At 67.6% G+C, this 19,527-nt stretch carries 11 protein-coding genes; 2 read left to right on the top strand and 9 right to left on the bottom strand.

Annotated features, from left to right (window positions below):
* Positions 1 to 102: 102 nt before the first annotated feature.
* Positions 103 to 6,339 carry a pullulanase-type alpha-1,6-glucosidase gene (pulA, locus tag ON062_RS07985; RefSeq protein WP_274646596.1) on the bottom strand — a complete coding sequence of 2,079 codons (6,237 nt, stop codon included), beginning with the start codon at positions 6,337 to 6,339 and terminating at the stop codon, positions 103 to 105.
* Between the two features lie 249 nt (positions 6,340 to 6,588).
* Here pulA and ON062_RS07980 point away from each other — a divergent pair, with 249 nt between their 5' ends.
* Positions 6,589 to 10,251, top strand: coding sequence for a choice-of-anchor I family protein (locus ON062_RS07980; RefSeq protein ID WP_274646595.1), 3,663 nt, complete (start codon positions 6,589 to 6,591; stop codon positions 10,249 to 10,251).
* 594 nt (positions 10,252 to 10,845) lie between these two features.
* Complete coding sequence (locus tag ON062_RS07975; protein ID WP_274646594.1) at positions 10,846 to 11,310, top strand: type VI secretion system tube protein Hcp; 465 nt, start codon at positions 10,846 to 10,848, stop codon at positions 11,308 to 11,310.
* A gap of 72 nt (positions 11,311 to 11,382) precedes the next feature.
* Here the strand turns inward: ON062_RS07975 and ON062_RS07970 are convergent, their stop codons facing one another.
* From ON062_RS07970 to ON062_RS07935, 8 genes are all read right to left on the bottom strand, one after another.
* Positions 11,383 to 12,546 carry a thiolase family protein gene (locus ON062_RS07970; protein ID WP_274646593.1) on the bottom strand — a complete coding sequence of 388 codons (1,164 nt, stop codon included), beginning with the start codon at positions 12,544 to 12,546 and terminating at the stop codon, positions 11,383 to 11,385.
* 20 nt (positions 12,547 to 12,566) lie between these two features.
* Positions 12,567 to 13,118: a hypothetical protein gene (locus tag ON062_RS07965; protein ID WP_274646592.1), complete on the bottom strand. Its 552-nt coding sequence runs from the start codon at positions 13,116 to 13,118 to the stop codon at positions 12,567 to 12,569.
* A gap of 26 nt (positions 13,119 to 13,144) precedes the next feature.
* A complete protein-coding gene (locus tag ON062_RS07960; protein ID WP_274646591.1) occupies positions 13,145 to 13,708 on the bottom strand; it encodes a dihydrofolate reductase family protein in 564 nt (187 codons plus the stop codon).
* A gap of 62 nt (positions 13,709 to 13,770) precedes the next feature.
* Positions 13,771 to 14,985, bottom strand: coding sequence for a sugar MFS transporter (locus ON062_RS07955; RefSeq protein ID WP_274646590.1), 1,215 nt, complete (start codon positions 14,983 to 14,985; stop codon positions 13,771 to 13,773).
* 182 nt (positions 14,986 to 15,167) lie between these two features.
* Positions 15,168 to 16,349: a bifunctional 2-methylcitrate synthase/citrate synthase gene (locus tag ON062_RS07950; RefSeq protein ID WP_274646589.1), complete on the bottom strand. Its 1,182-nt coding sequence runs from the start codon at positions 16,347 to 16,349 to the stop codon at positions 15,168 to 15,170.
* Position 16,350: 1 nt separating this feature from the next.
* Positions 16,351 to 17,253 (bottom strand): methylisocitrate lyase, encoded by a 903-nt coding sequence (gene prpB / locus ON062_RS07945; protein WP_274646588.1) that lies wholly within the window; start codon positions 17,251 to 17,253, stop codon positions 16,351 to 16,353.
* Positions 17,253 to 18,773 (bottom strand): MmgE/PrpD family protein, encoded by a 1,521-nt coding sequence (locus ON062_RS07940; RefSeq protein WP_274646587.1) that lies wholly within the window; start codon positions 18,771 to 18,773, stop codon positions 17,253 to 17,255. The genes prpB and ON062_RS07940 overlap by 1 nt, the downstream gene beginning before the upstream one ends.
* The gene (locus ON062_RS07935) at positions 18,770 to 19,462 is read right to left on the bottom strand and encodes a GntR family transcriptional regulator (protein ID WP_274646586.1); all 693 of its coding nucleotides are present in this window, start codon (positions 19,460 to 19,462) and stop codon (positions 18,770 to 18,772) included. The genes ON062_RS07940 and ON062_RS07935 overlap by 4 nt, the downstream gene beginning before the upstream one ends.
* Positions 19,463 to 19,527: the final 65 nt, after the last annotated feature.

The following is a 19,527-nucleotide window of genomic DNA, read 5'->3' as shown; positions in this document are numbered from 1 at the left end:
GCACAGCGGCCTCGACCCGAAGGTCGAGGCCGCGATGCGTGAGATCAGCGGATGCTACGCCGAGGCACGCGATGCTCGCGCTGCGCGCATCGGCAACGGGTGCTACGCCACGGGGCGACGACGTGCCATGAACAGCACGCCTCCGGCTGCGACGAGCACAGCAGCCAACAGGGCAAGACCCAGCGGCAGCTGCGCGCCCGTCACCGCGAGCGACCCGGCAGCGACGACGGTCACCGGGACCTCGATCGGCTCGAAGCCCTCGGACTCGATGACCAGCGTGTGTGCGCCCACTTCGAGGTCGGCCGGAATGTCGACCACGAACGAGACGGTGCCGTCTGCGTTTGCGGTCGGGATGCCGGTGATCACGATCGGGTCACTGAACAGCGTCGCACCCACCTGCTGGCCGGGCTCGAGGCCCGACAGCTCGACCGGCAGTGAACCACCCTGCTCGACCGTGCCCGTGCCGATGTTGACCTCGGCCCAGTCCGTGCCGGTGCCCGGAGTGCCCGGGTCCGTGGGGTCGGTCGGGTCGGTCGGGTCCGTGGGGTCGGTCGGGTCGGTCGGGTCCGTGGGGTCGGTGGGGTCGGTCGGGTCCGTGGGGTCGGTGACCGGCGCTTCGTCGACCAGCACGGCAGCGGTGCGCGCGGGGATCGTGATCTCGGCGGTGGCGGCATCCCAATCCGTCGTCTTCACGACCTCATCCGCCCCGTCGGCGAGAGACTCGGCGAGCGCGAAGCCGCGCCCCTCGAGCCCCTCGAGACGCTGGGTGACCGGCTCGGGCGAGGCGTTGAACACAACCAAAGCACCGTCGAGCTTCTTGTCGGCGTCGGCCCCGACCGTGTCGTCGATGAGCATCGCGATCACGCCGGGCGCGGCATCCGGCCCGCTCGCGGGGAACGATACCTTCTGCTCGATCAGCTCGGCGGACCCGAGCCGCAGGAGATCCACCTCTTCGCGCGTGCGCAGCAGGTCGAGCGCAGCGGCCTCTGCCGCGGCGATGCCCTCCGCCCCGGGTTTCAGGTCGGGGTTCGCCAGCAGCGGCGCCATGATCGACCACTTGTCCTCGTTGTCCGCGGCGCGCGGGAGGCCCGAGCCGAAGGTCGACTCCTGCCCGGTCCAGTCGATGCGGTTGAACCAGTCGCCCGAGTTGTAGCTGTTGCGATCGAGTGACTTCGAGCGCAGCAGTTCGGTACCCGCGTGCCAGAACGACGGCGTCTGCGCGTAGGTGGTCGTGGCGAGCATGAGCGTGTTCATCCGCACCCGGTCAGCCATCGACGTGTCGACCGGCAGCTTCAGCACGGCGAGGTCGTAGAGCGTCTCGTTGTCGTGCGCGTCGACGTACGTGATCACCTCGTCGGGCTGATCGGCGTAGCCCGCGGGCGACCCGTTGTAGTCGAACTCGTCGCCCGCCTTCTGCGTGCCGTCGGCAGCCGTGAACGAGAAGTCGCGCAGGTTGCCGGCCAGACCAAGCTTGACGAGATCGGTCTTGTGCGCGAGGTCTCCCTCGGGGTCACCGGGGACGCCAGACTGCCCGTTCGGGTCGGTCGAGAGCCCCGTGCCGAAGCCCTGGAAGAAGGTCGACGAGCCGTCGACCGGGCTACCGCCGTGCACGGCATCGCGGAGTCGGTCGCTGAACGTGCCGATGCCGGTTCCGCCGAGCTGCCCCTGGGTGGCCTGCTCGAACAGCGCGTTGTTCGCGACCTCGCCGAAGTTCCAGCCTTCGCCGTACAGGTAGATCTTCGAGCCGTCGACGCCATCCTTCTTAAGGGTGAGCTCGTCGAGGGCATCGCGGATCGCCAGCATGTTCGCCTTCGAGTGGTGCCCCATGAGGTCGAACCGGAATCCGTCGACCTTGTAGTCGCGCGCCCATGTGACGACCGAGTCGACCATCAGCTTCTGCGCGAGCTCGTGCTCGGTCGCAACGTTCTGGCAGCACGTCGAGGTCTCGACGCCGCCCGCGAGGTTCAGCCGGTGGTAGTACCCGGGCACCACCTGATCGAGCACACTCTTCTCACCCTGACCCGACTGCGCGGTGTGGTTGTAGACCTCGTCGAGGACCACCTGCAGATCCATGTCGTGCAGCGCACCCACCATCGAGCGGAACTCCGCCACGCGCTCACCGCCGTCGGGGTTCACCGCATACGAGCCCTCGGGCACCGAGTAGTGGTACGGGTCGTAGCCCCAGTTGAAGCCGTCCTGGTCGACGACCGCTTCGACGCACGCCTGCTGCTCAGCAGAGTTGGGCGCGAACGAGGCGAGGTCGCAATCGGGCACGGCTTGTGCGGCTCGATCCTCTTCGATCGTGGCGATGTCGAACGTCGGGAGCAGGTGGACCGTGTTGATGCCCGCGTCGGCCAACTGTCGCAGTTGCTTCGTGCCGGCACTGTCACGCGTGAACGCAGCGTACGTTCCGCGCTCCTGCTCGGGCACCGACGAATCCGTGATCGAGAAGTCGCGCACGTGCAACTCGTAAATCGCTCGGTCGACCGGCTTGTCAATCACCGGCGCCTTCGCCTTCTCCCACGCCTTGGGGCGCCACTTCTTGTCGTCCAGGTCGACCGCGACGCTCCGCTCGGAGTTCACAGTCAGCGCGACCGACGCGGGGTCGGTGACGTGGTTCGTCTCGATGGCGCCCGTGGTCGGCGCGTACACGACGACTTCCCACAGGTATTCGTCGTTCTTGAGCGCGTTCTTTCCCTTCACGGTCCAGGTTCCGGATGCCGCGTCCCACGCGGCTTCGTGTCGTTGCGGGTCCGCGGTCGAACCGGCATCCCACGTCAGCAGCGTCGCCGACTGTGACGTCGGCGCCCACAGCCGGAACGTCGGCTTGTTCCCCTGGAAAGTCACACCCATCTCGAGGTCGGCCGCGGCATCCGCATACAGGTCATCGAGAACACCCGGAATCTGCACGCCGGTGTAGCCGCTGAGCGAGCCGTCGCCGCCTCGCTGCGAGACCATGAGCTGGCCCTTCAGCAACTCACTCGCCTGCTCGCGGTCGACGTCATCGATGCGCAGGGCGACGAACCCGGCGAGCGCGGGGAACGTGTCCTTCTGCCCGGCGGTCAGACCGCCCTCGATGAGGGTCAGGTCGAACGCTTCCCCGCCGGTGATCTGGTCGTCCACGAGCGCCAGTTCGGCCGTGGGCGATGCATGCAGTTGCCACGACGCGTCACCCGCGGGTGCCCCGAGATCGTTCGGCCACGCGATCGTGGTCGCATCGATCCAGTGGGCGCGCAGTTCGCCCGTGCCGGCCAGCGGCGGGTTGCTGACCTCGATTTCGAGGATGTGCGTCTCGAGCGTGTAGCGGAACACGATCCGCTCACCATCGGCGGCCGAGAAGGAGTAGTTGGCGCCGTCGCGCGCACCCCCGACGCCGTAGTTCTCGCCCCAGCCCAACCCGTGAGCGACCTTCGCGTCGTAGGCACCAGCGGGAATCGAGTCGGTGGAAAACTCGTAGACGCCATCCTTGTCGCCATCGGCCATGAGCGTGGCCAGGCAGTCTGGCTGCCAGTCGCCGCCACATCCCAGCTCGCTCTGGTGTGCCCCCGGAATAGTGACGATGGGGCCTTCGGCCGTCGACTGCACGATGTTGCTGCGCGGGTCGAAGTAGAAGGTGATCTCCCCACCTTCGTGCGAGATCGCGATGTCGGTGCCACCGGGGACGCCGTTCGCGCCGTAGTTGATGTCCCAACTGCCGTTGATCGCGACCTTGTACTCGTAGTCGCCGGCAGGCAGGTCGAACGTGCCCTCCCAGATCCCGTCGCCGCGCAGCGTCAGCTTCGCCGCTTCGCACCCGGGGCTCCAGTCACCCGCGCAGCCCATCTCGCTGTTGAGGTTGCCCGGCACCGTCACCATGTCGATCGGCGACTCCGGCTCTTCCTCGACCTCGAGCGTGACGGCGTTGCCGACGGATGCATAGGTGGATGCCGCGGCATGCCCGCCCGCGGCATCCGTCGTCACTGCGCGATACTCCACGAGCGTGCCGGCCGCGAGACCGGCGATGTCGTGGAACACCCGCGGCGAGGTGTCTTCGGCCACACCGAGCGCGTGCCATTCGTCGCCGCCGACCACGCGCCACGCGAAGCTCGTCTCAGCCCACGTGACATCGTCGACGTCGGCCGAAATGCCGACCGATCCTTCCAGCGCCGCGCCCGCGGCTGGCGCCTCGACGGTCAGATCGAGCGGTGTGGTCGGCGCGGTGACCTCGCGATCTGCGCGATAGACCACCGACGACAGCGCGGGGACGGTGAGGGATGCCACGGCTTCGCCATCGGCGCTCACGTCGGCGCCCTCGCCGTAAACGGCGGTGAAGGAGCCGCCCGCGGTGAGGGTAGGCACCTCGACGCTCTTATCGGAGGTGGTGTTGTTGAGCGCGACCAGGTACTCGACCTTCTCGTCGCGGTCGACGCGCGAGAAGGCGTACACGCCGCCGCCGTTGTCGGCGTACCGTTCGATCTGCGCACCGTCGACCAGCGCCGGGTGCGCGTCGCGCAACGCGGCGAGGTCGGCGATGTGCTCGTAGATCGGCACGTCCGTGTCGTAGCGGTCGACGGAACCCACGGTCTCGCCGGTGATCAGCTGCTGGTTCTGGTATTCGGCTACCTCAGAGGCGAACAGCGTCTGCCGCGCGTCCTTGTCGCCGCCCGCGCCGACGAAGCCCTGCTCGTCGCCGTAGTAGACGACGGGCTGGCCGCGGCCGAGGAACATGAGGTCGTGGGCGAGCAGGTCGCGCTCGAGGGGCTGCGATGTCGACTGCAGGAATGACCCGACGCGCCCCATGTCGTGGTTGCCGAGGAATGTCGGCAACGCCGTCGAGGAGCTGTCGGGGGTCGTGTAACGATCGTCGCCCGCGTAGAGACTCTGCAGCCCCTTGGCACTGTTGCCGGCGGCGAAACTCACCGCGGCGGACTGGAACGTGAAGTCGAGCACCGAGTTCATGTCGGTGTCGCGAACGTAGGGGGCGAGCTTGACCGGATCGGCGTCGTAGACCTCGCCGAACATGAAGAAGTCGTCCTTGCCGGCCGCGTGCGCGTAATCGAGGACGGCGGCTGACCACTCCTCCCAGAACTCGAAGTTCACATGCTTTGCCGTGTCGATGCGGAAGCCGTCGATACCCAGGTCGATCCAGTCCTCATACACGGCGATGAAACCGCTTACAACGGTCGGGTGCTCGGTCATCAGGTCGTCGAGACCCGAGAAATCGCCGTACGTGACCGACTCGCCCGACCAGGTCGAGTCACCCCGGTTGTGGTACAGCGTCGGGTCGTTCAACCATGCGGGAACCTTGAGGTCCTCGTCGCCCTCGGCGATGACCGGGGTATACGGGAAGGAGGTGGCGGCATCCAATTCGGGGAACGATCCGGTGCCGGCGACGTCGGCCGGGTCGAAGGCGACGCCTGCGGCGTCGGTGTAGGGGCTCGTCGCCTGGTCGATGTACGCGTACTCGCCTTCGGCGTAAGAGATCACATCGGCGGTGTGGTTGGTGATGATGTCGAAGTAGACCTTGATGCCCTGCGCGTGAGCGTCGGCGATGAACGCCTCGAGCTCAGCGTTCGTCCCCAGGTGCGGGTCGATCTGCGTAAAGTCGGTCACCCAGTAGCCGTGGTACCCGGCGCTCGCATCATCACCGACCCCCTGCACCGGGCGGTTCTTGAAGCTCGGCGTGAGCCAGATCGCGGTCGTGCCCAGGCCCGCGATGTAGTCGAGGTTCTCGTGAAGGCCCGCGAGGTCGCCGCCGTTGTAGAAACCCTTGTTGGTCGGGTCGAAACCGGTCACCAGGCGGTCGCCGTCCAGGCCACCACCGTCGTTCCTGGTGTCCCCGTTCGCGAAGCGGTCGGTCATCACGAAGTAGAACTGCTCCGCGCTCCCGGCCTGGCGGACAGGCGCCTCAACGAGCTCGCCATCGGCGTCCGAGTAGCCCTCACGCAGCGAGAGCACCTCGACTCCGACGCGGTGCTCGGTGTCGTCGAAGAGGAAGCGCAGCGTCGAGTCTCCGGCGATGGTGAGCGGGATGTTGTCACTCCCGCCGCCTAGTCCGTACGCCTCGTCCCACCCGCCGTCGACGGCCACCTTGTACTCGTAGGTGCCCGCGGGCACAGTGAACTCTGCCGCGTACAGACCCTCGGTGTCAGTGGGCAGCAGCTCGGAATCCGCGCAGTCGGGCTGCCAATTCTCGGTGCATCCGATCGCTTCCTGAAGGCTGCCGACGAGCGTGAACGTTCGATCGGCTGCGATCGCGGGGCCGGCGGACGCCGCCACCAGTGACCCACTGAGAGCGAGAGTCAGGGCCGCGAGCACGGCGATGGGGCGATGGACACGGGTGAGAGTCGTCTTCGACACGGGTTCTCCTGGGGAGGGAGGGCACGACGACGTGCCAGGGCTGTGTGGTGCCGACGCTAGCAGCGCACGCGAGGAAATTGCAAGCGCTTACATTGTGAGAGCCCTGTCATGTTCGCACCCGGCGGTTGCCGCTCGTTCACCCCACGGTCACCCGGCGCGATTACCCAGGAGGAGCGCATGCATCCGGCATGCGACGAACCTGACCCGAGGATCTCGATGCCTTCGTATATCCCCCGTCGCGCTGCCGCGATGACCGCGACTGCGGCCGTCGCCTGCGCTCTCGCCATTGCGCCGGTGACCGCGGCCAACGCCGCGGTCACCCCCGCACCCGTCACCTACTCCGCCGCCGACGCCGCGCTGTCGTTCGCCCCGATCGGCACCTTCGAGACCGGCGTGTTCGACGAATCCGCCGCCGAGATCGTGCAGGCCTTCGGCGACCGCCTGTTCGTGGTGAACGCTCAGGCCGGTGCCGTCGACGTGCTCGACTACTCCGACCCGACCGTGATCACCAAGCTCTTCACCCTCACCTCGGACGGCGTCGCCAACTCGGTCGCCATCCGCGAGGACGGACTCGGCGTCATCGCCTTCGAGGCGGGCGACAAGGTCAGCGCTGGTCACATCGTGTTCTTCGACGCGAATGCGCAGGACGCGGCATCCGCTGCTCTCGGAACCGTTTCGGTCGGATCACTGCCTGACATGGTCACGTTCTCCCCCGACGGCGAGTGGATCGTCGTGGCGAACGAGGGCGAACCGGCCGACGACTTCTCGGCCGACCCCGAAGGGTCCGTCGCCGTCGTCGCCGCACCGGCGAGCGTGGCCGCCGCCGCACAGTCGGACGTACGCATCGCCGACTTCCACTCGTTCGAGGCCGAGGGTGCGCTGCCCGAGGACGTGCGCGTGTTCGGTCCCGCTCCCGAGGCGGACTACCCGGTGAGCCGCAACCTCGAGCCCGAGTACGCAACCGTCGTGGACGGCACCGCGTATGTCACCCTGCAAGAGGCGAACGCGATTGCGGTTGTCGACCTCGCCTCGGCGACGGTGACCTCGATCGAAGCGCTCGGCTTCAAGGATCACGGCGTGGTCGGGCTCGACGCGAGCGACCGCGACCCGCGCGATGCGCCGACGTTCAACCTCGCGACCTACCAGGGCCTCTACGGCATGTACATGCCCGACGCCATCTCGTCGTACTCGGTCGGCGAGACCACCTACCTCGTCACCGCGAACGAGGGCGACGCACGCGAGTGGGGCGAGTATGAGGAGCCCGTGCGCGTGAAGGACCTCGCCGACGACGGCTACGGCCCCGTGTGTGACGACAGTCCGCTGGCCGACTCGCTCGGCGACGCCGCCCTGGGGCGCCTCAACGTCACCAAGGAGAACGGCTTCGACGAAGAGCGCGGATGCTACAGCGAGCTCTACTCGTTCGGCGGCCGCTCGTTCTCGATCTGGACCACGTCGGGCGACCTCGTGTGGGACTCGGGCACCTCGTTCGAAGAGGTCACCCACGCGGCATCCCCCGCGTTCTTCAACTCCAACCACTCGGAGTCGAACCTCGAGGGCCGCAGTGACGACAAGGGCCCCGAGGCCGAAAGCGTCACGATCGGCGAACTGAGTGGACGTACGTACGCCTTCGTCGGCTTCGAGCGCGTCGGCGGCGTCGCGGCATACGACATCACCGACCCGAACGCGGCGTCATTCGTGACGTACCTGAACAACCGCGACTTCAGCCAGTCGGTCGAAGACGGCGGCGACCTCGCCACCGCCGGTGACCTCGGGCCCGAGAGCATCGCGTTCATCCCGGCCGATGAGTCCACGACCGGCACTCCGCTCCTGGCTGTCGGCAACGAGGTCTCGGGCACGACCACGGTCTTCGAAATCACCGACGCGCTGGCGCCTGCGACCACTGAGATCCAGGTCCTCACGATCAACGACTTCCACGGGCGCATCGAGGCGGACTTCCGCAACGGTGTCGCCGGTGCCGCAGTGCTCGCCGGCGCCGTGGACGCGTTCGAAGCCGAGAACCCGAACACGCTGTTCGTCTCGGCCGGTGACAACATCGGCGCGTCGACGTTCACCTCGAACGTCGCGCAGGACAACCCCACCATCGACGCCCTCGTGGCGGCGGGCCTCGATCTGGGCGCCGTCGGAAACCACGAGTTCGACCAGGGCTTCGCCGACATCACCGATCGAGTGCTGCCGCGCTTCGGTTCGACCGCACAGGGCCTCGGCGCCAACGTGTACGACCGCGCGAGCGGCGAGCCGGCGCTCGACGAGTACGTCATCGAAGAGGTCGACGGCGTGCGCGTGGCGTTCATCGGCACCGTGACCGAAGACACCCGGAACATCGTGAGCCCGACCGGGATCGCGACCATCGAGTTCGGTGACCAGCTCGAGGCCGCGAACCGCGTGGCCGCTGAGCTGACGGCTGGCGACCTGGCCGACGTGATCGTGTTGCTCACGCACAGTGGCTCGGCGGCCTCGGACTGCGCTGATGTCGCAACGGACGCGTCGAGCTACGGAGACCTGATCCGCGACGCCTCGCCCGCCATCGATGCCATCGTTTCGGGCCACACGCACCAGAGCTACACGTGCGATGTCGCCGACAGCGAGGGCACCGAGCGTCCCGTCATCCAGGCGCACCAGTACGGCACGACGCTGGGCCAGCTGGAGATCACGGTCGACAGTGACACTAAGGAGCTGATCTCGATCGACTCTGCCCTGGTGCCTCTCGTTGTCGCGGGCGCGGCCGCGTACCCGGCGGACGAGACGGTCGCACAGATCGTTGCCGACGCGAAGGCCGAGGCCGACGTGCTGGGCGATGTCGAGTCCGGTGCGATCAGCGCCGACATCCTGCGCGGCGGCACCCCGTCGGGCGCGGACCGCGGTGTCGAATCGACGCTCGGCAACCTGGTCGCCGACATCTACCTGTGGGCGACGTCGAACGACGAGTACGCGGGTGCGCCGGCGCAGATCAGCATCATGAACCCCGGCGGTCTGCGCGATGACCTGCTCTTCGGTGAGGACGGCACGCTCACGTACCGTCAGATCGCCAACGTGCAGCCCTTCGCGAACACGCTCGTGACGGTGACGCTAACCGGCGCGCAGCTCGAGCAGATCCTCGAAGAGCAGTGGCAGCCCGGCGCCGAGCGTCCGAAGCTGCATCTGGGCATCTCGGAAGGGTTCACTTACGAGTACATCGAGGATGCCGCCGCCGGCGAGCACATCGTGTCGATGACGCTCAACGGCCAGCCGCTTGCTGCGGACGACGAGTTCACCGTGGTCACCAACTCGTTCCTCGCGGGTGGGGGCGACAGCTTCTTCACCTTCGCGGACGGCACCGACCGCACTGACACCGGGCAGGTCGACCTGCAGGCGACCATCGCGTTCTTCGCTGAGTTCGACGTCGTCGACCCGGCACCGCTCGGTCGCGCCGTGGCCGTCGAGCCGACCGATCCCACGGATCCCACTGACCCGACCGATCCCACCGACCCGACTGACCCGACTGATCCGGGCACTCCGGGCACCGGGACGGACTGGGCCGAGGTCAACATCGGCACGGGCACGGTCGAGCAGGGTGGTTCACTGCCGGTCGAGCTGTCGGGCCTCGAGCCCGGCCAGCAGGTGGGTGCGACGCTGTTCAGTGACCCGATCGTGATCACCGGCATCCCGGCCGCAAACGCAGACGGCACAGTCTCGTTCGTGGTCGACATTCCGGCCGACCTCGAAGTGGGCGCACACACGCTGGTCATCGAGTCCGAGGGCTTCGAGCCGATCGAGGTTCCCGTGACCGTCGTCGCGGCCGGATCGCTCGCGGTGACAGGCGCGCAGCTTCCGCTGGGCCTCGCGCTGCTGGCTGCCCTGCTCGTCGCAGCCGGAGGCGTGCTGTTCATGGCGCGCCGTCGCCCCGTGGCGTAGCACCGGAGTTGCCGCTGCGCGCAGCGCGAGCAGCGCGTGCCTCGGCGTAGCATCCGGTAGCCCACGCATCGCGGCCTCGACCTTCGGGTCGGGGCCGCTGTGCGTTGCGCGTTGCGCGCCGCGTTGCCTGGCCGCGCGCCAGCAGACGGTCGGCTACATCATGCTTGCGGAGGAAATCGAGCTACGGGAGGACCGCCACGTCGAGTTTCGTCCTCCGCTACCGAGATTTCCTCCCGAAGCATCGCGGTCGCTCAGCAGGTCGCGCGCCGCGCCGCTACTGCGCGTGTGTCACCGCGTGTGTGTGGCGCGCGTGTGCTGCGCGTGTGTCACCGCGTGTGTGTGGCGCGCGCGTGTGGCCGCGCGTGCCAGCGGAGGTAAATCCGCCTACAGGAGGACCGTCCCGCCCGCATTCGTCCTCCGCTATCGGATTCTCCTCCCGAAAATCAGCGCACCGGGCTCAGCTGTCAATGCGGCGGCCCGGTGCCACCCCCGGAGGGAGCTTGGCGCGCAGCGGGTCCGTGCTGCGTGAGGGCCTAGTGCAGATCAGCGCGGGGTGGGATGCTGTGCTCAACAGCGGCGGTCGAAGGAGGCATCGTGGCACAGGACATGTATTTGCAGCTCAAGGGGATCGAAGGGGCGTCGACACGGGCGGGCCGCGAGGGGTGGATCGAGGTGAGCGCGGCGTCGTGGGGCGTCGCCCAGGTCGACCCGGGTGCGGGGCGGCGCCGCATGAACGTCGCGGCGCGGCCGCTGAGCGTGACTGCTCCGGTGGAGGCGGCATCCGCTCTGTTGTTCGAAGCGATCGCCGCGGGCACGGCGATCTCGACCGCCACGCTTGACGTCGAAGCGCCGAACGAGTCGGGCGCGAGCACGGTGGTACTCAGCTGGACGCTCGAGAATGTGGTCGTCGCGTCGCTCGACATCGATGCGTCGGATGCTTCGGTTCAGACGTTCGCTCTCGAGGCCGAGCGCGTCCGGCTCAGCGTCGCTGGCAGCGCGCGCGGACAATCCGTGCCGACCGTGCGAGGGTGGGACTTCGCGCGCAACCGCAGGTGGTGACGCCGCGGTGCGCAACACGTAGCGCGATTGTGCGAGTGGCTCAGCCCGCCGGCGCCGCAGTCCGCCCGCTCGCTAGAGCCGTTCGATGATCGTGGCGTTGGCCATGCCGCCGCCCTCACACATCGTCTGCAGTCCGTAGCGCCCGCCGGTGGCTTCGAGGTAGGCGACGAGGGTGCCGAGCAGTCGCGTCCCCGACGCACCGACGGCGTGGCCGAGCGCAATCGCTCCGCCCCACGGGTTGAGCCGCGCCGGGTCGGCGTCGAACTCGCGCGCCCACGCCAGCGGCACGGGCGCGAACGCCTCGTTCACCTCATACGCGTCGATCTGGTCGAGCGTCAGCCCGCTGCGCTGCAGAATCCGATGGGTCGCCGGGATCGGCCCGGTGAGCATCATCAGTGGGTCATCCCCGACAACGGCGAACGAGTGAAACCGCGCACGCGGGGTCAGCCCGAGCCGGTTCGCCATCTCCTCGCTCATGATGAGAGCAGCGGATGCCGCATCCGTAAGCGGTGACGAATTGCCTGGCGTGATCGCCCAGCCAACCTCGGGGAATCGTTCGGCGAGCTCGTCGGTGCGGAACACCGTGGGCAGCCCACCCAGCTTCTCGACGGTGGTGCCCGGTCGCACGGTCTCGTCGGTGGCGGCATCCCCGACCGAAATCACCTGCGACGCGAAGCGACCTTCCTCCCATGCACGCGCGGCGCGGGCGTGCGATTCCGCCGAGTAGGCGTCGAGGTCTGCGCGGCTGAGGCCCCAGCGCTGGGCGATGAGTTCGGCCGACACGCCCTGGTTGACCAGACCTTCGGGGTAGCGACCGGCGATGAGGGGCGAGGGCGTGGCATCCACCCACGCGGACCCGAGCGGCACCCGGCTCATCGACTCGACCCCACCGGCGATCACGATGTCGTACGCGCCGGCCATGATCCCCTGCGCGGCGAAGTGAGCAGCCTGCTGGCTCGAACCGCACTGTCGGTCGATCGTGGTCGCTGGCACGCTCTCGTCGAACCCGGCGGCGAGCACGGCCTGACGCGCGATGTTCATCGCCTGATCGCCGGTCTGGCTCACGCATCCGAGAATCACGTCGTCGACCTGTGTCGACTCCAGCCCGTTGCGTTCGAGAATCGCGCGCAAGGTGAATGCGGCAAGATCGATCGGATGCCACGAGCTCAGCGATCCGCCAGGCTTGCCGCGGCCTGCGGGGGTACGGACGACGTCAACGATCACCGCGGTGTGCATGATTCGATCCTTGCACGGGCCTACGACACGCGGGCCGCCACGGCTTCCTCGAGGCTCGCCAGTCGCGCGGCGCGATCCCCCGTGAGCTCAACGACCCGCACATCAGCGCCCACCACGTCCTCTTCTGCGATGAGGTCGAGGAGAACATCGTTCATCGCTTGCCGAAGCGGAAGGTTCTCATCAGCTGCGACGAAGATCCCATCGCCCCGAGCGAGCGGGAGCACAGCAAGCAGGTCGACGTTCCGCATCGCTTCCCTCGTCATCTCCGCCACGCGGCTCATCAGCTCGCGTGAGCCCGACTCGCCCGCGAGGTCATCCATCGCCAGCAGGTAGGCAAGGAAGTCGACCGGACCCCGCTCGGCGATCAGGCTTCCCGGGGTGTGGTCGAGGTCAAGCCGGGCCGCCGAAACGCGAAGCTGGGCGACGAAAGAAGCTGCGCTCGCGTCGTCCCAGAACTCATCCACGAGCTCGAACGGATCCGGCAACACCGCGTACTCGGGATGACGGCCAGCGAAGTCGGAGACAATCGTGCTCTTCCCGCTGGCATGAGTCCCCGAGACGACGATACGCATGCCGCGACTGTAGGGCAGATCCGGCGTTAGCCGCGCACCGGCCGATAGCGCATGACGGTGGCGCCCGACCGAAACTCGTGACGGTCGATGAGTTCGAGCGCGATGCGGTCACGGAGGCCGGCGAGGAGCGTGGGCCCGTGCCCGGCAATGATCGGATGCACGACGAACTCGTACTCGTCGATCAACCCGAGATCCGCGAGCGCCACCGGCAGCGTCACGCCGCCGACCCACAGCCCCTCGCCCGGTTCTTGCTTCAGCCGGCGAACCGCCTCCCCCAGGTCGCCGCTCACGAGCTCGGAGTTCCAATCAACCGCGGGCAGCGTGCTGGACACCACGTACTTCTTGGCGCGGTCGATCGCTTCAGCGAACGGAATGTCTGCCTCGCTCATCCACTCCGGCCACGGGCCCGTCTCGGGCTTTCGCCAGGCCGACTCCATCATCTGGTAGGTCACGCGGCCGTAGAGAAGCGCATCGGCGCGCTGCATTTGCGCCGTCCAGTACGCCATCGACTCGTCATCGGGCGGGAGGCCGGCTTCGTGATGACAGCAGCCGTCGAGGGTGACGTTGATCGAGTATCTGAGCGGTCTCATCTTGTGCTCCCGAGGTGCGCCTGACGGCGTTCAGGGGAATCGTCTCACCGAAGTGCCGCGGATCACAGGGCCTTGCGCGCAACGAGCGCATTCAGACGTTCCGACATGACCAGCCCCAGAACGACCAGAACCCCGAGGAACAGCGGGAAGATCCACATGCCGGTGCCCGCCGAGATCGCACCGAACAGCGGGGGCGCGCAGGTCGATCCGGTGTACGCGGCGGCCATCTGGATGCCGATGATGGCCTGCGAGTTGCGACGACCGAAATTCACCGGAGTGGAGTGGATGATCGCGGGGTAGATGGGTGCACACCCGAGCCCGGCGACAACGAGTCCCGCGAGCGCGAAGAAGTTCGTCTCGACGGGAAGCGCCAGCATCACCCCGCCGAGGCCCACCACGGCGAACCCGCCGCGGATCATCCAGCGGTCGCCGACTCGGTCGGCGACAAAGCCCGCCAAGAACCGGCCCGCAGTGATTCCGAGGAGGAAGAGGGAGGCGAAGGCAGCGGCTGTCGCGGCGGCGACGCCACGATCGTTCACGAGGTACGTCGACGCCCAGAGGATTGCGGTGCTCTCCAGCGCGCAGTAGGCGAAGAACGCCGTGAGGATCAGGATGACCCCGGGAATGCGGAGCGCCGTCGCGAGCGGCACGTGGCTGCTTCCGCGCCCGGCGGCATCGCTCGCGGGATCGCCGGGAGCGGCATCCGCACCCTGCTCGCGCACGATCGGATTGACTTTGCCCCAGAGCGGAATGCTCGCAAGCAGCGCGAACGTGAGCACACCCTGGATCACTCCGATGATGAGGTAGGCGCTACTCCACCCCATCCCCGAGGCGATCGTGTAACTCATCACGAACGGACTGATCGAGGCACCGAGCCCCCAGCACGCGTGAAGCCAGTTCATGTGCCGGGCCGCGTAGTGAAGCGCGACGTAGTTGTTGAGCGCGGCATCCACCGCTCCCGCGCCGAGTCCGTACGGGATTGCCCACAAGCACAGCATCCAGAACGCGTCGCTAAACGAGAAACCGACCAGCGCAGCCGCGGTCATGCCGACGCTGACGGCCGTGACGAGCCCGGCGCCGAAACGGCGAGTCACTCGCTCGGAGGCGAGGCTCGAGAAGATCGTGCCCGCGGCGATGATCATCGTGATGATGCCCGCGAAGGCGATGGGCACGCCGAGGTCTTGCTGCATGACCGGCCAGCCGGCGCCGACGAGAGAGTCGGGGAGCCCGAGACTGATGAAGGCGATGTAGATGATCGCCAGAAGCAGGGAATACACCTGCAGCTACCCTGCGACCTGACTCATAGGATCACCCTACGGGCACGCGCCCTCAGGTCGCGAGCACCTCAGATTCCCGGCGTGCGCCCCTCGAACGAGACGCTCAGGTCAGCGACCGGCGTGCGCACCGCAACGGTCACCTCACGATCCGGCACCTCCCGCGCCGAACCCAGCCCGAGCCGCTACTCCGCCTCAGCCGGACGCTCCGCGGCCTCGACAACCGCCGCATCCGGCACGCAACCCTCGATGTGACGCTCGTCTTCGCCGTTGTACTCCGATAGCGGGCGGATCAGCGCGTTCGATGCCGCCTGCTCCATAATGTGCGCGGTCCACCCGGTCACACGCGCCGCGACGAAGAGCGGCGTGAAGGTCAGCGTGTCGAACCCGATCAGGTTGTACGCAGGCCCCGACGGGTAGTCGAGGTTCGGGTAGATCCCCTTGCGCTCGACGAACTCGCTCTCGAGCGCGTCGTACAACGCGGCCACCTCGGGCTTGTCGTAGTGCTCGACCAAGGTGTCCAGCGCGGCCTTCATCGTCGGCACGCGCGAATCACCTCGCTTGTAGACACGGTGACCGAAGCCCATGATCTTGCGCTTCGAGGCGAGCGCGTCATCGAGCCACGCGACGACGTTGTCGGCCGAGCCGATCTCATCGAAGATGTGCAAAACGGCTTCGTTCGCCCCGCCGTGCAGCGGACCCTTCAGCGCGCCGATCGCGCCCACGACAGCGGAGTACAGGTCGCTCAGCGTCGACGTGATGACGCGCGCGGTGAACGTCGAGGCGTTGAACGAGTGCTCGGCGTACAGGATCATCGAGCGGTTGAACGCGTCGACGACGACGTCATCGGCTTCCTCGCCGAAGGTCATCCACAAGAAGTTCGCCGCGTAGTCGAGGTCATCGCGAGGGGCGACGAGCTCTTCGCCCCGCCGGCGACGCTGGCCGTACGCGACGATCGCGGGAAGAACGGCGAAGAGTCGGATGCTGCGCTCGAGGTTCTCCTCGGCGGTGCCCCCGGCATCCATCACCGATCCGAGCCCCGCAAGGTCGCGCGCCCCGATCAGGCTGACGGCCGTGCGCACCTCATCCATCGGGTGTGCACCAACGGGGACCAGATCGATGGCGGCCTTCACATCGTCGGGCAGCGCGCGGTGCTCACGCTCGGTCGCCCGAAGCTCGGCGAGCGCGGCATCCGTCGGCAGCTCTCCGTGCCACAGCAGATACGCCACGGCCTCGAACGTCTGCGTGGCGGCGAGTTCCTGCACGGGGTACCCGCGGTACAGCAGCGAGTTCGTCTCGGGGTTGACCTTCGAGACGGCGGTGTAGTCGACGACGACCCCCGCGAGTCCCTTCTTGATGTCTGTCATGTCAGTCCTTCGTGATGTGGAAGTTGAACACGTCCTGGTCGAAGTGGTTGTACTCCTCGTAGTCGACCAGGTCGTACAGGTCGGCGCGGTGCTGCATCGCTCCCAACTGCGAGGTGAGGTGCCCCTCCTCGGTGAGCGTATCGAGGGCTCGGGATGCCGCGCCCATCGCCATCCGCAAGAGTGACACCGGCCAGATGACGATGTTGATCCCGACGTCGCGCAGCTGGTCGGCCGAGAACAACTCGGACTTGCCGAACTCGGTCATATTCGCCAGCAACGGCACGTCGATCGCTGCGCGCACGGCCTCGAACTCGGCGAGGGAACGCATCGCTTCGGGGAAGATGGCGTCGGCTCCGGCATCCACCAGCGCCTTCGCCCGCTCGATCGCGGCATCCACTCCCTCGACCGCGGCGATATCGGTGCGCGCCATGATCAGGAAGTTCGGGTCGCGCCGGGCATCGGCCGCCGCGCGGATCCGTTTGATGGCGGTGTCTTGGTCGACGACCGACTTGCCATCGAGGTGTCCGCAACGCTTGGGGTTGAGCTGGTCTTCGATGTGCGTGCCGGCCAGCCCCGCATCTTCGAGCGTCTGGATCGTGCGGGCGACGTTCATCGGCTCACCGAACCCGGTGTCGGCATCGATGATGGCGGGTAGATCGGTCATGCGTGCGATCTGCTGACCACGGCCGGCGACCTCGGTGAGCGTCGTCAGCCCGATGTCAGGGAGTCCGAGGTCGGCCGACAACACGGCGCCCGAGATGTACACGCCCTCGAAGCCCTTGCGTTCGATGAGCCGCGCCGAAAGCGGGTTGAACGCACCGGGAAAGCGCAGCAACTCCCCCGATGCCAGCCGTTCACGAAACGCGCGCCGCTTGTCGGCCGGCGAAACGGACGAATACAGCACTAGAACAGACCCTTCGGCGCGGGCGCCGCGGCGAGAACACCCGGCTTCGCCACGATCGACAGTTCGCGCACCTCGTCGACCGAAAGCTCCGGCAGACGCTGCACGAGCGACAGGAACCGCTCGATCTCTGCGGCCTCGAGTACGGGTTCGGCCAGCGTCCGGAACTTCGCGATGTACTGCTCGCGCGCGAAAGGACGTGCCCCAAGCGGGTGAGCGTCGGCGACGGCGATCTCGTCTTCGATCACGGTGCCGTCGGCGAGAGTGATGACCACGCGCCCGCCAAACGCCTTCTCGTCGGGGTCTTCCGAGTGATAGCGGCGGGTCCACTCGGCATCCTCGGCCGTGGTGATCTTGTGCCACAGCGCAACGGTGTCTTCGCGACCCGCGCGCTCGGGAGTGTATGAGTCGACGTGGTGCCATCCGCCGTCCTGCAGAGCAACGGCGAAGATGTACGGAATCGAGTGGTCGAGCGTCTCGCGCGATGCGGTGGGGTCGTACTTCTGCGGGTCGTTCGCGCCCGAGCCGATCACGTAGTGCGTGTGGTGCGAGGTGTGCAGCACGATCGACTCGACGTCGGCGGGGTCGAAGGATGCCTCGTTGTGCAGCTTGCGTGCGAGGTCGATCCACGCCTGCGCCTGGTACTCGGCCGAGTGCTCCTTCGTATATGAATCGAGGATGCCGCGCTTGGCCTCACCGGTGACGGGGAGCGGCACCTCGTACGCGGCCTCGGGGCCGTCGAGAAGGTAGGCGATCACGCCGTCTTCACCTTCGTAGATGGGCGATGGCGACGTCTCGCCGCGCATCGCGCGATCGACCGCTTCGACGGCCATCTTGCCGGCGAACGCGGGGGCGTGCGCCTTCCACGTCGAGATTTCGCCCTTGCGCGACTGGCGAGTGGCGGTCGTGGTGTGCAGCGCCTGACCCACGGCCTGGTAGATCGTCTCGGTGTCGAGGCCCAGGAGCGTGCCGATTCCGGCGGCGGCCGAGGGTCCGAGGTGGGCGACATGGTCGATCTTGTGCTTGTGCAGGCAGATGGCGCGCACGAGGTCGATCTGGATCTCGTACCCGGTCGCGATGCCCCGCACGAGAGCGGCGCCGTCGGCGCCGACGTGCTGGGCCACGGCGAGAATGGGCGGGATGTTGTCGCCCGGGTGCGAATAGTCTGCGGCCAGGAACGTGTCGTGGTAGTCGAGTTCGCGCACCGCGACACCGTTCGCCCACGCCGCCCACTCGGGGCTGGTCTTGCGGTCGAGGGTGCAGCCGAACACCGTCGCGCCGGCGCCACCGACCGACACGGCGTGGTCGAGGGCCTGCTGGCGCGCCGCGCTGACCGGCGCACGAGTGAGGGATGCCGCGGCCACCGATGCGTTGTCGATGATGCGGTTGATGATCATGTCGACCACGTCGTCGTCAACCGCGACCGGGTCTGCGGCGACCTCGGCGATGCGCCATGCGAGCTGGCCTTCGCGCGCGAGGTTCTCATCGCTGCGGTGGACGCGGAGGTGGTGGTTCGTGGTCATGCTGCTCCTTCATGGATGTCGGCGCCGCGCGCGGCATCGAGGGTGTCGAGGATGCTGCTCAGCGCGTTGTGCAGGTGCACGTGCGTCGCGTGAGCGGCGAGGTCTGCGTCGCGCTGCGCGATGGCATGCGCGATGAGGCGGTGTTCGGTGACGGATGCCGCGAGCCGCGCGGGATTGTCTCGCGCGAGGCGCCGCACCCGCACCAGGTGGGTGCGCACCGTGCGCAGCGCGGCCGTCAGGTAGTCGTTGTGCACGGCGGCGTCGAGCGCGGCATCGAAATCGGCGATCGCGGCATAGTAGGCGTCGGCATCGGAGCGCGTGCCGTTCGACGTCGCGGCCGCGCGCTGGCCCTCCCCCACGAACTCAGCGAAGCGGTCCGCGAGCGCTGCGAACACGGCCACCTCGCCGCGAGCCGCAGCCAGGCGGGCCGCGGATTCTTCGAGCGCGCGACGCACCTCGAACAGCTCGCGAATGTCTGTTTCATCGATCGCCGAGACGACCGTCACGCGCGGCGAGCGCTGCACGACCAAGCCATCTGCACCCAGCCGACGCAACGCCTCGCGCAATGGCGTGCGGCTCACGCCGAGCCGCTCAGCCTGCTCGACTTCGCCGAGCACGACTCCGGGCCGCAACACGCCGGACTGAATCTCTTCGAGAAGCGTGTCGTACGCTCGATCGCTCGCGCGCATGTCTCACCCTCCCGTCGGCTCGCCCCTCAGTGTATACACAAAGCGGACGGGGATGCCACCATCAG

Source organism: Microbacterium sp. C7(2022) (assembly GCF_028823665.1).
GTDB lineage: Bacteria > Actinomycetota > Actinomycetes > Actinomycetales > Microbacteriaceae > Microbacterium.
The sequence above is the reverse complement of the archived record's forward strand: the minus strand, read 5'-3'. Positions and strand labels throughout refer to the sequence as shown.